Raw genomic sequence first — 15,291 nt, forward strand, 5'->3', positions numbered from 1 at the left:
CCATTGAACGTTGAATCACAGCACATGCTTTAGTCTGTCTATTGTGACGCCATCTCGTCCGTAACCCCCAAAGAGGAATTCCCATGGCCAAGAACAAGACTCCCAGCAAGACCAAGAACGCCGCCAGCAAGGCCGTCGCCGGCCAACCGCTGGCCGGCTTGGCGCCGTCCGCGCCCAACATCGATATCGGGATCGGCGGCGGCGATCGCAAGAAGATCGCCGACGGCCTGTCGCACTACATGGCCGACGCCTTCACCCTGTACCTGAAGACCCACAACTTCCATTGGAACGTGACCGGGTCGATGTTCAACTCGCTGCACCTGATGTTCGAGACCCAGTACACCGAGCAGTGGGCGGCGCTGGACGACGTCGCCGAGCGCATCCGCGCCCTGGGCTTCAACGCCCCGGGTTCCTACAAGGAATACGCCGCGCTGACCTCGATCCCGGAAGAGGAAGGCCTCAGCGACAGCGCCGACTGGCGCGAGATGGTGCGCCAGCTGGTGGTGGGCAACGAGGCGGTGTGCCGCACCGCACGCAAGGTGCTCAAGACCGCCGACGACGCCGGCGACGACCCGTCGGTGGACATGCTGACCCAGCGCCTGCAGACCCACGAGAAGTACGCCTGGATGCTGCGCTCGCTGCTGCAGTAAGGGGTGCCGCCCTGCCTGCTTGGCAGGCAGGGCCGGCCAGCCGCGCGACACTGCACGCGCCGTCGCCCGGATCGGGCGACCCCGCATACCGACGACTGCGTCATCGCGTTTGGCTCCCTCTGTAGGAGCGGCTTCAGCCGCGACGGGCACTGACGACACGGCCCGGTTCCGGTTGATCCCCAAAAGAGACAAGCGCCGCTCCTACCAGAACCTGCGAGGCGCTAGCCGGGTGCATTGTGGGAGGGCCTTCAGTCCCGACGCCTTGCGAGGTCGGCCAGGCAGGCTTGGTTCGTCACCGCCGCAGGACCCTTGAGTCCTACAGAACGCCGCGCCTTCGCCTGATACCCGCTTGCGAAATTCCGGAAGCCAACCGCCCTTGCGCGGCGCGGTATCCTACACAGATGTCTTCCCCCGCCCACGCCTTGCTCAGCCGCGTCTTCGGCTACGACCAGTTCCGCGGCCCGCAACAGGACATCGTCGAACACGTCGCCGCCGGCCACGACGCGCTGGTGCTGATGCCCACCGGCGGCGGCAAGTCGCTGTGCTACCAGGTTCCCTCGCTGCTGCGCGACGGTACCGGCATCGTCATTTCGCCGCTGATCGCGCTGATGCAGGACCAGGTCGAGGCGCTGCGCCAGCTCGGCGTGCGCGCCGAATACCTCAACTCCACCCTGGACGGCGAGACCGCGCAGCGGGTCGAGCGCGCCCTGCTGGCCGGCGAACTGGACCTGCTGTACGTCGCCCCGGAACGGCTGCTGACCCCGCGTTTCCTGTCGCTGATCGAGCGTAGCCGCATCGCCCTGTTCGCCATCGACGAGGCGCACTGCGTGTCGCAATGGGGCCACGACTTCCGGCCCGAGTACCGCCAGCTCACCGTGCTGCACGAGCGCTGGCCGCAAACCCCGCGCATCGCCCTCACCGCCACCGCCGACCCGCCGACCCAGCGCGAGATCGCCGAGCGCCTGGACCTGGCCCAGGCGCGCCATTTCGTCAGCTCCTTCGACCGCCCCAACATCCGCTACACCGTGGTGCAGAAGGACAACGCACGGCGCCAGTTGCTGGACTTCCTGCGCGCGCACCGCGGCAGCGCCGGCATCGTCTATTGCATGTCGCGGCGCAAGGTCGAGGAGACCGCCGACTTCCTGGTCCGCGAAGGCCTGAACGCCCTGCCCTATCACGCCGGCCTGCCGGCCGAGGTGCGCGCCGACAACCAGCGGCGTTTCCTGCGCGAGGACGGCATCGTGATGTGCGCCACCATCGCCTTCGGCATGGGCATCGACAAGCCCGACGTGCGCTTCGTCGCCCACACCGACCTGCCCAAGTCCCTGGAGGGTTACTACCAGGAGACCGGCCGCGCCGGCCGCGACGGCGAGGCCGCCGAGGCCTGGCTGTGCTACGGGCTGGGCGACGTGGTGCTGCTCAAGCAGATGATCGAACAGGGCGAGGCCGGCGAGGAACGCAAACGCGTGGAGCGGCGCAAGCTCGACCAGTTGCTGGGCTACTGCGAATCGATGCAGTGCCGCCGCCAGGTATTGCTGGCCGGCTTCGGCGAGACCTACCCGCAGCCCTGCGGCAACTGCGACAACTGCCTGCAGCCGGCTGACGCCTGGGACGCCACGGTGGCCGTGCAGAAAGCGCTGAGCTGCGTGTACCGCAGCGGCCAGCGCTTCGGCGTCGGCCACCTGATCGACATCCTGCGCGGCAACGAGGGCGAGAAGATCAAGCAGTTCGGCCACGACCAGCTCAGCACCTACGGCATCGGCAAGGACCTGGACGCGCGCGCCTGGCGTGGCGTGTTCCGGCAACTGGTCGCCACCGGCCTGCTGGAAGTGGACAGCGACGCCTACGGCGGCCTGCGCCTCACCGACGCCAGCCGCCAGGTGCTCAAGGGCGAGCGCAAGATCATGATGCGCCGCGAACTGCCCAGCCGCGGCCGCGAGCGCGGCGACCGCAGCGGCAGCCCGCGCACCGGCGTGCCGGTGCAGGCCCAGGACCTGCCCCTGTTCAACGCGCTGCGCGACCTGCGCGCCGGCCTGGCCAAGGAGCAGAACGTGCCGGCCTTCGTGATCTTCCACGACAGCACCCTGCGCAACATCGCCGAGCAGCGCCCGACCAGCCTGGACGACCTGGCGCGGGTCGGCGGCATCGGCGGCAGCAAGCTGGCCCGCTACGGACAGCAACTGCTCGACGTGGTGCACGCGCAGGGCTGAGTCGCGGGCATCGGTGTCCGCCGCCCCTGCACGCCCAGGCCGGGCTCGCGGCACCGACAGGCCGGGTTCAACGTGGTATTGATAGCGTCAGCGTCATGGCGGAGCGTTTCCCCAGCCCCGCCCGGCCCCTCTCTCCTGGCGGATGTCCGATGAACCGCAGCCTGCTTCTCCTCGCCTGCACCCTGCTTGCCGGCCCCGCCCTGGCCCAGACCGCCGATGCCACCAGCGACAGCGAGGCGGCCAAGCGCAAGCTCGACCTGAGCGTGCCGCAGCAGCCGATCACCTATGCCGATCCTGGTACCAAGGCCGATCCCCCGGGCGCCTACTACGGCGATACCAGCGGCACCTCGGCCTCGGCGCAGAAGGCCGCAGCGGCACAGGCACGCGCCGAGGCCCTGCAGGCGCAGGCCGACCGCTGCAACGGCAACGTGCACGGTAGCGTCGCCACCGGTATCGGCTATTCCACGCATGGCGGCAACAGCAACTACCAGGCCGCCAATCTGAACCTGTGCAAGACCTCCTACACCGACGACGGCAAGCCGCGGCAGATGGGCATCAGCATCAGCGTCGGCCGCGGCGACGGCCCGGTGTTCGGCCGCGGCTACTACCCCGGCGCGTACGGCCCGCCGCCGTTCGGCTGGTAAGCACGGCGACATGAGGGCAGCGCCAGTAATCCGCTCCCGCCACGGTCGAACCAATGCAAGTTGCCTCGTAGGAGCGGCTTCAGCCGCGACGGGATGTTCCCGGTAAAGCGCGTCGCGGCTGAAGCCGCTCCTACAGCACACTTCTTGAAGTTGTTAGCAGTGTCCGCCGGTCTCCAGGCGGGTTCGCACGCGGCCTGGAACTTTCCGGCAGCACTTGCCCCCTGTTCACGTCCGCAATCGCAGCACCCCGCGGTGCGTCGTGTCGTGCCGGCACCGCTGAAACCGCCCGCTCCCACGCTCGCGCGCCACTGTGGGCAGACGCACCCAGTCACGCAGCCGTGCCCGCTGCGTCCATTGCGCGCGCGAAGCGCGCACTGACATCCCCACTCGAGAGTGCGGCCCGTCACGGTCGTGGCTACGGGATCGACCGACTTGCTGCCGCACGCGCGACCGCGACGCATCGCGTCTACAATCGCGCTGCCTTCATTGGCATGTCGGCCGCTGCGGCGTCACGCATCGCGTGCGCGTAGTGGCCGTTCGCCCGGCATACCTCCCCTTCATGTGGCATCGCTTCCCCCCGAGCTCACGCCATGTCCAACGTAGTCCGGCTGCACAGCGCCCGCGAACGCGAGCAGCGCCTGCACGATGACGTCCTCGATGCGGCAGAGCGCTGCATCGTCGAGAACGGCCTCGGCGCCACCACTTTCGAACTGATCGCCGGAATCGCCGACGTCCCGTGCAGTGCGGTGCGCCGGCAGTTCGACGACAAACGCAGCCTGGTCCAGGCGCTGATGGAGCGCGGCTACGAGCGTGCGATCCGCACGATGTGGCTGCTGCAACCGCCGCCGCACCAGGACGCGACCGCGTTCATCGCCGGCGCCCTGGAAGACTGGCTGGTAGCCGATGCCAACCAGCGGCGGCGGCGCCTGGATCTGGAGATGGACCTGGCCGCCGCGCGTGATCCCGAACTGGCGCAATACGCGCGCCGGCTCAACGTGTCCCTGGTGCAGAACCTCGGCGACCTGCTAAGACGCATGCTGCGCGACCACGGCTGCAGCGGCAGCGAAGCCGAATTCCAGGCCCGCGTCTATGCGGTCGCAGCGATGTGCGGCGGCTTGCACATGATGATGACCACCGGCGTGGAGCTCAACCGCATGCACCTGCAGTTGATCCTCAGCGAGAGCCTGGCCGGGATCTTCAGCACGGCGCGCGGGTAGCGCGGCCTTGGGCCGCCCGATGCCCGCGTCTTGCGCACAGGTTGCTGGGCATCGATAAACACCCGGGAAGCGACGTCGGTACGACGTTCGGCCTGGCTGCTTGCACAGTGAATGGTCGAACGCCGCCTATGCATGCGTTGCAGATGACGTGGCGGAGCGGAGGACGCGCTGATCCGTCAGCGACGCACTCCCTCCGATCCAGAGTGACATCCGACCACGATTTCCGCGGCGCCCGGAACGCGACCGCGCATCCTCTCCACCGCTTACCTTCGCAGCACGGCATTGCGCAGCGCCGATCAGATCGGCTGCAGACGCGCATGCATGCGCTGTGCCGCAGTGCGCATGGCCTGGCCGATCTGCTGCAGGGTCCTGGAACGGACCGCGACGTGCTGCCAGTACAGCGGCACGTCGAGCCAGCGCTGCGGGTCGACGACGACGATCTGCTGCTGGCGCAAGGCGGCTGCAAGCATCTGCTCCGGCGCCAGGCACCAGCCCAGCCCGCGCGCGGCCGCGTCGACGAAACCGATGGAGGTGGGCAGATAGTGGATTGGCGGGCTCAGCCGCGAGCGGGTGATGCGACGCACGAAGCGCGCCTGCAGCGCGTCCTTGCGGTTGTAGACGATCATCGGGGCGCGGGCCAGCGCCGCCGCATCCAGCCCGTCGGCGAAATAGCGGGCGAAAAATTCCGGCGAGGCGATCGCGCGATAGCGCATCGCGCCCAGCGGCAGCACGTTGCAGCCCTGCAAGGCCTTGCCAACGGAGGTGACGGCGCCAAGGACCGCACCACTGCGCAGCAGCTCCAGCGTGTGGTCCTGGTCGTCCACGCGGATGTCGAACAGGAACCCGTGCGCGTCGTGCAGGGCCGCCAGCGCGTCCAGGAACCAGGTCTGCAGCGAGTCGTCGTTGACCGCGATGGCGATGCTGCGCGCCGCTGCGCTGCTGGCAGGTGCGGGCAGCAGGTCGGCCACCGCCTCGGCCTCCAGCACCTGCATCGGTCGCACGCTGCGCAGCAGGCGCTCGCCCGCGGGCGTTGGCCGGCATGGGGCCAGACGCACGATCAGCACCTGGCCGAGCCGGTCTTCCAATGCCTTGATCCGCTGCGACACCGCCGACGGGGTCAGCGCCAGGCGGCGCGCCGCAGCTTCGAAACTTCCCTCTTCCAGCACGGCGGCGAAGGCGGACAACTGGGGATGGAGCAGATCCATGGCAACGAAGGCGATTAGGAATTCTTCACAGCCTACAGAAAAATGAGGTTGGCTAATCCCGTTGGCACGTGCAGCATGCTCGCTCCACGTCCCAGGACACTGCACATGGTGCTGCAGGCATTACTGGCCGGCTTCGTCGCCGGCGCCGGCCTGATCGTCGCCATCGGCGCGCAGAATGCCTTCGTGCTGCGCCAGGGACTGCAGCGGCGGCATGTCGGCCTGGTCGTGGCCGTGTGCGCCGTCAGCGACATCGCGCTGATCGTCCTCGGCGTGTCCGGCATCGGTGCCGTGGTGGATGCCTGGCCGGGCGTGCTGCAGGGACTGCGTTTCGGCGGCGCGGCCTTCCTGGGTGGGTACGCGCTGCTGGCCGCACGCCGCGCCTGGCGCGGCAGTGGCGGGTTGCTGGCGCAAGGGCAAGATCCGCAACGCTGGCAACGCGTTCTGCTGACCTGCCTGGCCTTCACCTTCCTCAACCCGCATGTCTACCTGGACACCATGGTCCTGCTGGGCAGTCTCTCCACGCACTATCCGGAACCACTGCGCTGGGCGTTCGCGCTCGGCGCCTGCCTGGCCAGCGCAACCTGGTTCAGCAGCCTCGGCTACGGCGCGCGGCTGTTGCAGCCGGTGTTCCGCAAACCCGCTGCGTGGCGCCTGCTGGATGCCGCGGTCGCGCTGTTCATGCTGGGGCTGTGCCTCGCGTTGCTCCTGCAGCCCCTGGCATGAACGATCGGAGTGCGTTAGCCAACGCGGCACGAGGCCTCCGCCTGCACCGGCCGCTCAACGTGTCGCCACTTGCTCATACAGCGCGGCATCCTGCCCCACCCAGGCCCGCAAGATGGCGCCGTCCGCATCGTACTGGCCACTGAACTGATGCAGATGCCCGATACCGATTCCCAGTCGTCCGGGCAGACCCTTGATACCCACGACCCGATGGCCGGAGAAAACCCGGCCATACCGTGCGTGACGCCACAGCTCCAGATCGATGAATTTGGGTTGGCGCCTGCACGCCTCACGAAGCGCCTCGATGCCTACTCCCTTGACCGCGGTACTGCACAGGCTTGCGTGCGCGTTATTGCTCATCTGCCGCGCAAGACGCGAGCGGATGTTGTAGTAACGCGCGCGGCACTCGCCCACCACATCAGCCGATTCCAGCTCGCTGGCGATGTGGGAAAGCCAATCGGGCGCATACCAGTCGTCGTCCTCCACGATGACCACGCGCTCCGCCGAAGCGATGGTCTCCAAACCGGCCAACAGATTGCGCGCCTGGGTGTTCTGCCCGACCTCCCAGGCTGGCGAAGGACGCACGACGTCCACATGCCAGCCAGTGCGCACGAAATCGATCGCCTGCGCAGATGGGCCATCGTCGACGACGATCCACCTGACCGGATGGGGATAATCCTGAGCGAGCATCCAGCGCTCGCATAGTCTCCATGCGTCCTGCCTGGCACCAGTCGCCGTCAAAAGCGTCAGCATTTCGCACTTCCCGACCAATTCCAAGGAACGACGCGGCGACGATTCATACAGGCGCCGAGCATCATGTGTCCAACACCTCTTCCAAGTTCATGCGGGGAAACACGTCCAGCGCCGTTTCGCGGGTCGCATTGATGACCTGGATCCCACTGAGCATCGGAAGCAGACGTTTGAAGTCCCCAGGCCAGCCCGGCAAGGCGGCAGCGTTCCCGAGCGCGCGTGGATGGTCCTCATGCCAGTGCGCCTTTCCACCGCTTTTCTGGCAGTCGTAACCCAGCAATACGATCTTCGCCACGCCCCATCGTGCCGCCAACGCAACCGCACCGGCGCCGGAATGTCCGACGCCTTCCACGGGCACATGATGCACCCCAGGTAGTCTCCCAGGCGCTACCAGCGCGCCGAGAAACCTCGCACGCGCCTCCTGCAGGTGCCATTGCCACCACGCATGGTCCATCGCATAAAGCACATCCGCCCACGGGCACAGGCAGAATGTCGTGTTGACCACGATCACGCCCCGATCCGGACGTCGGTCCACCCACGCCCGGACAGCGGCACAATCCTCGGCCCTCAAACTCGGGCCGCTCGCGATGCACACGCACTCTTTCCAGCGCCCTTGAAAAAAGGCATCCCCGTGCAGAACAGGCATTGTCTTCAATTGATCCAAAGCGTCCTCGCTGCAGATCCTGGCTTCCCCGTGCGCCGGCATTTGCAGGATGCCGGTCCTATGGCAATCTCCCGCATATCCCCACGGGCGCCGATACGCACATCGTCGCATACGAGTTCCGTCACGTGCGGGCGCCGCCACAGACAGTACCGTGGTACCCAACAGCGCAGATGCAGCGTCGTGCTCCTGTCCGGATGCGCGACGCGTTCTGGCTGTCCCTCTGCGCGCAAGAGAAGTTGCGCAACAAAACCCCGGCGCGTGGCCGGGGTTTTGTTGGTACTGATCGTGGCGACGCCTACGGCGTCGGGTCAGTCCCAGAAGTTGTTGTAGTCGCGCGCCTTCTTGTCTGGCGCCTGGGAGCTGACCAGTTCGCAGTCGGTCGAGACCGGCGGGTGATCGGCGTCGATCGAGCGGCAGGCGAACGTCGCCAAGTCTCCGGTCTTGGCACCCGTGGCAGGTACGCGGGCGCCACCTTTCAGAGTGGTGCCTTCGGCGCTCACGGCGACCACGGTCCCGACGATCTGCGGCCGCATGTCATCGTCCGGCAGGCTCGCAATCGTGAGTTGCTTGCGCACGACCACATAGTGGCCAGATTGGGCGGCGTGCACCGGCACGGAAAGAATCGCCAGGACGGCGGCAAGAATCAAAGCGTTCGATCGCACAGCAAATTCCCCTGTAGACAGCTTCTAGCATAGCAATTCAACAGCGCGTTCAGATGCCCGATGCGCCCGGCTTCGGTTGGCTGCTCCGGGCATCTGCAGCTGACGTGGCCGGCGATCCGACACTGACAGACGCATGCAGCGGCGTCGCGATCGGTGCAGCCAGAAGATCGCACACGTGTTGCAAACGAAAGCCGCGACAGGCGTCCGAACCGCAGCTTCGAAAGCGAACGGCAGCACTCGACGAAGCGCACGATCGGAGAGCGTGATCGCCGCGGGCGACCGCGTTGCGCTGCACGGCACTGCATGAAGCACCTGGGCAGCTCACATGTGGATGAGAGAACCCGGGCTGCTCAAAGACAGAGGCGAGGTGGCAAGGCGACGACTGCGGTGCCAACCGACCGTGTGACCAGCGAAACTGCCGGAGTTTTCAGGAGGATTTTCAGGAGGTGGTGAAAAAACCACCAGAGGCGACGCCTAACTCATTGGGAAGATTGGTGGGCCGTGATGGATTCGAACCATCGACCAAAAGATTAAAAGTCTTCTGCTCTACCGACTGAGCTAACGGCCCAAAACAAGACCCCGGCGTTGCACCGGGGCGCGTAGTCTACCCCAGCACGGGGCGTTTCGCGAAATCAGGCGTAGCGGGTCGGGTCGGCGACGCCGGCATCGGCGAAGCCGGCCGCGCGCAGGCGGCAGGCGTCGCAGTGGCCGCAGGCGCGACCGGCGTCGTCGGCGCGGTAACAGGACACGGTCAGGCCGAAATCCACGCCAAGGCGCACGCCCTCGCGCACGATGTCGGCCTTGCTCATGTGCTGCAGCGGCGCGTGCACGCGCAGCCCGGCGCCCTCCACTCCGGCCTTGGTCGCCAGGTTGGCCAGGGTCTGGAACGCGTCGATGAACTCGGGGCGGCAATCGGGATAGCCCGAGTAGTCCACCGCGTTGACGCCGCAGAAGATGTCGGCCGCGCCCAGCACCTCGGCCCAGCCCAGCGCCACCGACAGCATGATGGTGTTGCGCGCCGGCACGTAGGTGACCGGGATGCCGTCGCCGCCGGCGTCCGGCACCTCGATGTCGTCGGTCAGCGCGGAGCCGCCGATGCTGCGCAGGTCGACGTTGACGGTCTTGTGCGCCACCGCGCCCAACGCCGAGGCAACGCGCGCGGCCGCATCCAGTTCGGAGGTGTGGCGCTGGCCGTAGCGCACGCTCAAGGCATGCACCGCGAAGCCCTGCGCACGGGCGATGGCGACGACGACGGCGGAGTCCATGCCACCGGAGAGAAGGACGACGGCGTTTTTCATGAGGGCGGGGAGTCGGGAGTGGGGATTGGGGATTGGCAAAAGCGGCGACACGTGGGCGGATGGGATCCACATAGTCCATTTGACCATGCAGCAGCGGCTTCAGCCGCGATGAAAGTTCGGACAATATCCGTCGCGGCTGAAGCCGCTCCTACGAATCCCCAATCCCGACTCCCCAATCCCGGCCGCTCAGCGGCCAGGCTCGTCGTTCCACAGCAGCTTGTGCAACTGCATCTGGAACCGCACCGGCAGGCGGTCGGCGACGATCCAGTCGGCCAGGTCGCGCGCGGTCAGTTCGCTCTTGCTCGGCGAGAACCAGACGGTGCAGCGCGTGTCCAGCCGGTGTTCGGCGACCACGGCGCGCGCCCACTCATAGTCGGCGCGGCCGCACAGCACGAACTTGATCTGGTCGCGCGCGGTCAGCAACGGCAGGTTCTCCCAGCGGTTGCGGTGCGCTTCCTGCGACGCCGGGGTCTTGATGTCGAGTACCCGCGACACGCGCGGGTCGACCTCGGCGATGTCCAGTGCGCCCGAAGTCTCCAGCGACACGTCGTAGCCGGCGTCGCACAGGCGTTGCAACAGCTGCAGGCAGCGCTTCTGCGCCAGCGGCTCGCCGCCGGTGACGCAGACATGGCGCACGCCGTGGCGCGCCACCTCTTCGAGGATCGCGTCGATGTCCCACCATTGCCCGCCATGGAAGGCATAGGCGGTGTCGCAGTAGCTGCAGCGCAGCGGGCAGCCGGTGAGGCGCACGAACACGGTGGGCCAGCCGGCGCTCTCGGCCTCGCCCTGCAGCGACAGGAAGATCTCCGTCAGCTTCAGGCGGGGCAGCGGGCTTTGGACGATATCGCTGGGAACGGCGGCCATGGCGGGAGAGGAATGCTCCCGCGACGGCGGCGGCAGCGTAAGGGGCTCAGCGCAACTGCTGGCCGAGACGGATCGACTGCAGGCGGTCCTGCGCGGTGCGCGCGGCATCGGACCCAGGATACTTCGCACCGACCTGTTGCAGGGTCTGTTCGGCGTCCTGGACACGACCTTCGCCGTACTGGGACAAGCCCAGCTTGAGCAGCGCGCCCGGCGCCTTGTCGTGGGTCGGGTAGCGGCCGATCAGGTCCTGGAACTGCGCCTCGGCCAACTGGAAGTTCTTGGTGGCGTAGTAGCTCTCACCCAGCCAGTACAGCGCGTTCGGCGCGTACACGCCGTTCGGGTAGGCCTGCAGGAAGTTCTGGAACAGGTTCGCCGAATCAGCGTACTTGCCCGCCTTCAGGGCATCGAAGGCGACGTTGTAGGCGGCGCGCTCATCGCCGGCGGCCGCGAGCGTGCCGGCATCGCCGTGCACCGACGGTGGCGGCTCGGCGACGGCGGACGGCTTGCCTGCGGGTGCGGCCGGCGCGGCAGCCGGTGCGGCACCATTGGCCGGCGGCAGCGGCGTTGCCCCTGCCCCTGCACCACTCTCGAGCCGGCCCACGCGGCCATCCAGGTCCAGGTACTGGTCCTTGATCTGCTGCTTGAGCTGGTCGTTGCTGTGCTGCAATTGTTCGATCGTGGCCTCCATCGACTGCATCTGAGTGCGCAGCTGGTTGAGCTGGTTCAGGATGTCGGTGTTGGCCTGGGAATTCATGGCCTGCTGCTCGAGCGCGGAAACGCGATCGGCCAGGCTTGCGCGCTGCGCATGAGCCGGCGCGGCGGCCACGAGGGCCGCCGCGACGATCATCGATGTAAGGACACCGATACGCATCTTTTCTTACTGCGCCGTGTAGACGATCTCGACGCGACGGTTCTGCGACCAGCAGGACTCGTTCGACTCGGTGCAGACCGGACGCTCTTCGCCGTAGCTGACCACGGTCAGCTGCGCAGCCGAACCACCGTTGGCCTGCAGCGCCGAGGACACGGCGTTGGCACGACGCTCGCCCAGGCCCATGTTGTACTCGCGCGAACCGCGCTCGTCGGTGTTGCCCTGCAGGGTGATGCGCGAGGACGGACGGTCACGCAGGTACTTGGCGTGGCAGGCCATGATCGCCTGGAACTCCGGCTTCACCGCGTCCTTGTCCAGGTCGAAGTAGACCACACGCTGACGCAGGCAGGAATCGGTTTCCAGGTCGCCCGGGCCATACAGACCGGAGGTCGACGGGCCGGTCGGCGCGGTGGTGCCGGTGGTGCCGGTGGTGTCGGTCTGGGGCTGTTCCTTGACCTTCTTGGCGCAGCCGGCCAGAGCTGCAACGGACAACAGCGAAACAAGCAGAACGCGGGTGGTCTTGTTCATGGGGATACCTTGTGGCTCCTGGGCCGATGAGGGGTTCAACAGCGAAATATTAACACCAAACTTACATGTCAACGTGCAGTGCGATACGGCGACCAGGACGGTTCGCGCACGTCGCCATCGGCGAGCACCAGACGCTGGCGCACGCGCGCATCGGCCGAGACCGCGTACAGCACGCCACGGCCACCTTCACGCGCCGCATACAGCACCATGCTGGCGTTGGGGGCGAAGCTCGGCGACTCGTCCAGCGAGCCGGTCGACAGCGTGCTCCAGCGCGGCGAACCCAGGCTGCGGTCCATCATCGCGATCTTGTAGGTGTTGCCGCTGCCCTGGGCCACGACCAGCTTGTTGCCGTCGAAGGACACGCTCGGGGTCGCGTTGTAGTTGCCCTGGAAGGTGATGCGGGTGGCGCTGCCGCCGGTCGCCGGCACCTGGTAGATCTGCGGGCGGCCGCCGCGGTCGGAGGTGAAATAGATGCTGTTGCCGTCCGGCGCCCAGGTCGGCTCGGTATCGATGCCGAAGTGGTTGGTCAGCTGGGTCAGCTGCTTGCTGCCCAGATCCATCACGTAGATCTCCGGGTTGCCGCTGCGCGACAGCGCCAGGGCCAGCTTCTTGCCGTCCGGCGAGAACGACGGGGCGCCGTTGATGCCACGGAAGCTGGACACCAGCTGGCGCGCACCGGTGGCGATGTCCTGGATGTAGATCGACGAGTTGCCGCGCTCAAAGCTCACGTAGGCCAGCTTCTTGCCGTCCGGGCTCCAGTTCGGCGACAGCAGCGGCTCGGCCGAGCGGACGATGGTCTGGGGGTTGTAGCCGTCGGAGTCGGCGACCATCAGCGCATAGCGCATCGCCCCGCCCTTGCCGCTGGCGGTGACGTAGGCGATGCGGGTCCAGAATGCGCCGCGCACGCCGGTGATCTTCTCGTAGATGGCGTCGGCCATCTGGTGGGCGACGTCGCGCATGGCGTTGGCGCGGGCGGTCATCGCCAGGCCAAGCATGCGCTCGCCCTTGCCCACGTCGAACAGCTCGTACTCGACGCGGTAGGCGCCTTCACCAGCGTCCATCACCCGGCCAACCACCAGGTAGCTCTGCTTGAGCGCGCGCCAGGTGGCGAACTGCACTTCGCTGCCTCGGGTCGGGCGTTCGACGATCTGCGACTCGGGCAGATTGCGGAACTGGCCGGAGCGATCCAGGTCGGCGCGGACCACCGCGGCGACGTCGGTGCTCGGCGGGGTCGCCGATCCCTGGTACGGCATCGGCACGACCGTGATCGGGGTCGCCGAGGCATTGCCGCCGACGATGTCGATTTCCAGGCCCTTGTCCTGCGCGGACGCGGCGAGAGGCAACAACAGGGCGGTGAGAACGGCAAGCCAGCGCGGCAGTTTCTTCATGGGTCGCTCAGCAGGATCGGAAAGGCGCAAGAGATAGCAATGCGCGGGTGAACGTATTCGCAATCATGAACCATCGCCATGTGAAGCCGATGGCAGGACGCGCTCCATTATCGCCCATCGCATGTCGGGTGGATGGCCCGCCGCGCGCAAACGCAGCGGCAGCGGCCGGATTCACTGGTCCTGTGCGGTGAAGTTGAAGGTCAGATTGCGCGCGAACACGGTCTCGAAGCCGCGATAGGGCAACGGCTGGGCACGCAGCACCGCGGCCTCGATCGAGCGGCGGCCGGCCTCGTCGTAGGGGCAGTCGGGGCTGACCTTGGCCTGCATGACCTGCCCACCGGGGATCTGCGTGATCGAGATCTTGCACTTCTGCCCCAGCGGCACCGAATCCGGACGCACCCACTGGCTCAGTACCGCCTGCTGGATCGCCGCGGCGTACTTGGCCTGCAGGTCGGTGTTGGTGCCGTTCTGGCCCGGCGCCTGCTGTGACGTGGTGGCCGCGGCCGCGGACGCCTTCTTGGCGTTCAAGTCGGCGATCTGCTGCAGCTTCTGCTGCGCCAGTTGGGCCTCGCGCTCCAGCTTCTCGCGCTGCTTGCGGATGTCGGCGATCTTCTTCTGCCGCTCTTCCTCCTGCTGCGCGGCCAGGCGCTGCTTCTGCTCGGCCTCCTGCTGGCGCTTCTGCTCGGTCAGGTCGATCTGTTCCTGGCGGCGCTTGGCCTCCTGCTCCTGCTTCTCCTTTTCCTGGGAGATCGCGGTGCGGGTCGCGCGGTCCTGGTCGACCTTGTCGGGCACCGGGACGAAGTCCTGCGCCTTCTGCTGCTGCGGGGTCGGCGCCTGCTGCGGCTTGGGCGTGGGCAGCGGCTGCGGTGGTGGCACCGTATCTTCCTCGGCGACGTCCTTGACCGGCTCCGGCAGCGGCTCGGGCAAGGGCTTGGGCGCGTCCTTCACCGCCTTCTGCGCCGAGCGCACGTCGGCGGCCGAGACCACCAGCGAGGCCTCGACCATCGGCGAACCGGCAGCCGGTTCGACCTGGCGCACCGGCGACCACCACCAGGCCAGGAAGAACAGCAGTGCGATCAGCACGTGCACGCCCACCGCCAGCGCGATGCCGTACATCAGGCCGTCGTTGTCGCCCCTGGCCAGCGGCGGTCGGTTTTCGGCGTCAGCGTGCATTGTTTCCGGGCTGACTCATCAGGCCGACCTTGGGCACGCCGGCCTGCTGCAGCAGGACCATGGTGTCCATGACCAGTTGATAGTTCGAGGTACCTGGCGCGGCGACGAACACCGGCACGTCCTTGTTCTGGCCGACGAAGGCTCGGATCTTTGCGTCAAGTTCTCCCTTCCCGATCTTCTCCGGCTTGCCGTCCTGCAGGGTCAGCGTGTAGCGGCCCTCGGCATCGACGGTGACGATCACCGGGTCCTTCTTGCTCTCCACCGAGCGCGCGGTGGAATCGGGCAGGTCCACGTCCACGCTCAGGCTGAGCAAGGGCGCGGTGACCATGAAGATGATCAGCAGCACCAGCATCACGTCGATGTACGGCACGACGTTGATCTCGGACTTGAGCTTGCGGCGCTTGCGGCGGGAAATGGCGGCAGTCATGCGGGAATCCTGGGAGTCGTGGG

16 protein-coding genes and 1 tRNA gene are annotated in these 15,291 nt (G+C 67.2%); 5 read left to right on the plus strand and 12 right to left on the minus strand.

Translation table 11 applies throughout. The annotated features are described in order from the left end of the window. Positions 1 to 83: 83 nt before the first annotated feature. From GGR71_RS02830 to GGR71_RS02845, 4 genes are all read left to right on the plus strand, one after another. The gene (locus tag GGR71_RS02830) at positions 84 to 650 is read left to right on the plus strand and encodes a Dps family protein (protein WP_160957369.1); all 567 of its coding nucleotides are present in this window, start codon (positions 84 to 86) and stop codon (positions 648 to 650) included. A gap of 401 nt (positions 651 to 1,051) precedes the next feature. Then, entirely contained in the window at positions 1,052 to 2,860 is a 1,809-nt protein-coding gene (gene recQ, locus GGR71_RS02835; RefSeq protein ID WP_160957368.1) for a DNA helicase RecQ, read from the plus strand. A 149-nt stretch (positions 2,861 to 3,009) separates the two neighbouring features. Continuing rightward, entirely contained in the window at positions 3,010 to 3,504 is a 495-nt protein-coding gene (locus GGR71_RS02840; protein ID WP_160957367.1) for a hypothetical protein, read from the plus strand. A gap of 590 nt (positions 3,505 to 4,094) precedes the next feature. After that, entirely contained in the window at positions 4,095 to 4,721 is a 627-nt protein-coding gene (locus tag GGR71_RS02845) for a TetR/AcrR family transcriptional regulator (RefSeq protein WP_160957366.1), read from the plus strand. Positions 4,722 to 5,017: 296 nt separating this feature from the next. Here the strand turns inward: GGR71_RS02845 and GGR71_RS02850 are convergent, their stop codons facing one another. Further along, positions 5,018 to 5,926 carry a LysR family transcriptional regulator ArgP gene (locus tag GGR71_RS02850; protein WP_160957365.1) on the minus strand — a complete coding sequence of 303 codons (909 nt, stop codon included), beginning with the start codon at positions 5,924 to 5,926 and terminating at the stop codon, positions 5,018 to 5,020. A gap of 105 nt (positions 5,927 to 6,031) precedes the next feature. On the opposite strand from GGR71_RS02850, the gene GGR71_RS02855 reads away from it, so the two are divergent. Continuing rightward, entirely contained in the window at positions 6,032 to 6,649 is a 618-nt protein-coding gene (locus tag GGR71_RS02855; protein ID WP_160957395.1) for a LysE/ArgO family amino acid transporter, read from the plus strand. 54 nt (positions 6,650 to 6,703) lie between these two features. Here the strand turns inward: GGR71_RS02855 and GGR71_RS02860 are convergent, their stop codons facing one another. The 11 genes from GGR71_RS02860 to tolR form a co-directional block, all read right to left on the minus strand. After that, on the minus strand, positions 6,704 to 7,399 hold the full coding sequence (locus GGR71_RS02860; RefSeq protein WP_160957364.1) for a glycosyltransferase family A protein: 696 nt from the start codon (positions 7,397 to 7,399) through the stop codon (positions 6,704 to 6,706). A gap of 61 nt (positions 7,400 to 7,460) precedes the next feature. After that, positions 7,461 to 7,907, minus strand: coding sequence for a hypothetical protein (locus tag GGR71_RS02865; protein WP_184451615.1), 447 nt, complete (start codon positions 7,905 to 7,907; stop codon positions 7,461 to 7,463). A 461-nt stretch (positions 7,908 to 8,368) separates the two neighbouring features. Continuing rightward, positions 8,369 to 8,722: a hypothetical protein gene (locus GGR71_RS02870; protein WP_160957362.1), complete on the minus strand. Its 354-nt coding sequence runs from the start codon at positions 8,720 to 8,722 to the stop codon at positions 8,369 to 8,371. A 492-nt stretch (positions 8,723 to 9,214) separates the two neighbouring features. Further along, a tRNA-Lys gene (locus GGR71_RS02875) sits at positions 9,215 to 9,290 on the minus strand. A 64-nt stretch (positions 9,291 to 9,354) separates the two neighbouring features. After that, on the minus strand, positions 9,355 to 10,020 hold the full coding sequence (gene queC / locus GGR71_RS02880; protein ID WP_026143259.1) for a 7-cyano-7-deazaguanine synthase QueC: 666 nt from the start codon (positions 10,018 to 10,020) through the stop codon (positions 9,355 to 9,357). A gap of 186 nt (positions 10,021 to 10,206) precedes the next feature. Next, positions 10,207 to 10,884 (minus strand): 7-carboxy-7-deazaguanine synthase QueE, encoded by a 678-nt coding sequence (gene queE, locus GGR71_RS02885; protein WP_043091803.1) that lies wholly within the window; start codon positions 10,882 to 10,884, stop codon positions 10,207 to 10,209. A 46-nt stretch (positions 10,885 to 10,930) separates the two neighbouring features. Continuing rightward, on the minus strand, positions 10,931 to 11,755 hold the full coding sequence (gene ybgF / locus GGR71_RS02890) for a tol-pal system protein YbgF (RefSeq protein WP_184451617.1): 825 nt from the start codon (positions 11,753 to 11,755) through the stop codon (positions 10,931 to 10,933). Positions 11,756 to 11,761: 6 nt separating this feature from the next. After that, positions 11,762 to 12,280, minus strand: coding sequence for a peptidoglycan-associated lipoprotein Pal (gene pal / locus GGR71_RS02895; protein WP_048491898.1), 519 nt, complete (start codon positions 12,278 to 12,280; stop codon positions 11,762 to 11,764). A gap of 68 nt (positions 12,281 to 12,348) precedes the next feature. After that, positions 12,349 to 13,668 (minus strand): Tol-Pal system beta propeller repeat protein TolB, encoded by a 1,320-nt coding sequence (gene tolB / locus GGR71_RS02900; protein WP_148828954.1) that lies wholly within the window; start codon positions 13,666 to 13,668, stop codon positions 12,349 to 12,351. A gap of 171 nt (positions 13,669 to 13,839) precedes the next feature. Then, on the minus strand, positions 13,840 to 14,841 hold the full coding sequence (tolA, locus tag GGR71_RS02905; RefSeq protein ID WP_160957361.1) for a cell envelope integrity protein TolA: 1,002 nt from the start codon (positions 14,839 to 14,841) through the stop codon (positions 13,840 to 13,842). After that, the gene (tolR, locus tag GGR71_RS02910; RefSeq protein ID WP_160957360.1) at positions 14,831 to 15,268 is read right to left on the minus strand and encodes a protein TolR; all 438 of its coding nucleotides are present in this window, start codon (positions 15,266 to 15,268) and stop codon (positions 14,831 to 14,833) included. The genes tolA and tolR overlap by 11 nt, the downstream gene beginning before the upstream one ends. Between the last annotated feature and the right edge of the window lie 23 nt (positions 15,269 to 15,291).

The organism is Xanthomonas sp. F1, assembly GCF_014199855.1.

Excerpts from the sequence above, each read along its gene's own strand:
- queE (WP_043091803.1), bottom strand. The coding sequence starts at position 10,884 with ATGGCCGCCGTTCCCAGCGATATCGTCCAAAGCCCGCTGCCCCGCCTG.
- tolA (WP_160957361.1), bottom strand. The coding sequence starts at position 14,841 with ATGCACGCTGACGCCGAAAACCGACCGCCGCTGGCCAGGGGCGACAAC.
- GGR71_RS02855 (WP_160957395.1), top strand. The coding sequence starts at position 6,032 with ATGGTGCTGCAGGCATTACTGGCCGGCTTCGTCGCCGGCGCCGGCCTG.
- GGR71_RS02845 (WP_160957366.1), top strand. The coding sequence starts at position 4,095 with ATGTCCAACGTAGTCCGGCTGCACAGCGCCCGCGAACGCGAGCAGCGC.
- GGR71_RS02860 (WP_160957364.1), bottom strand. The coding sequence starts at position 7,399 with ATGCTGACGCTTTTGACGGCGACTGGTGCCAGGCAGGACGCATGGAGA.
- GGR71_RS02850 (WP_160957365.1), bottom strand. The coding sequence starts at position 5,926 with ATGGATCTGCTCCATCCCCAGTTGTCCGCCTTCGCCGCCGTGCTGGAA.
- recQ (WP_160957368.1), top strand. The coding sequence starts at position 1,052 with ATGTCTTCCCCCGCCCACGCCTTGCTCAGCCGCGTCTTCGGCTACGAC.
- GGR71_RS02840 (WP_160957367.1), top strand. The coding sequence starts at position 3,010 with ATGAACCGCAGCCTGCTTCTCCTCGCCTGCACCCTGCTTGCCGGCCCC.
- tolB (WP_148828954.1), bottom strand. The coding sequence starts at position 13,668 with ATGAAGAAACTGCCGCGCTGGCTTGCCGTTCTCACCGCCCTGTTGTTG.
- ybgF (WP_184451617.1), bottom strand. The coding sequence starts at position 11,755 with ATGCGTATCGGTGTCCTTACATCGATGATCGTCGCGGCGGCCCTCGTG.
- queC (WP_026143259.1), bottom strand. The coding sequence starts at position 10,020 with ATGAAAAACGCCGTCGTCCTTCTCTCCGGTGGCATGGACTCCGCCGTC.
- GGR71_RS02830 (WP_160957369.1), top strand. The coding sequence starts at position 84 with ATGGCCAAGAACAAGACTCCCAGCAAGACCAAGAACGCCGCCAGCAAG.
- pal (WP_048491898.1), bottom strand. The coding sequence starts at position 12,280 with ATGAACAAGACCACCCGCGTTCTGCTTGTTTCGCTGTTGTCCGTTGCA.
- tolR (WP_160957360.1), bottom strand. The coding sequence starts at position 15,268 with ATGACTGCCGCCATTTCCCGCCGCAAGCGCCGCAAGCTCAAGTCCGAG.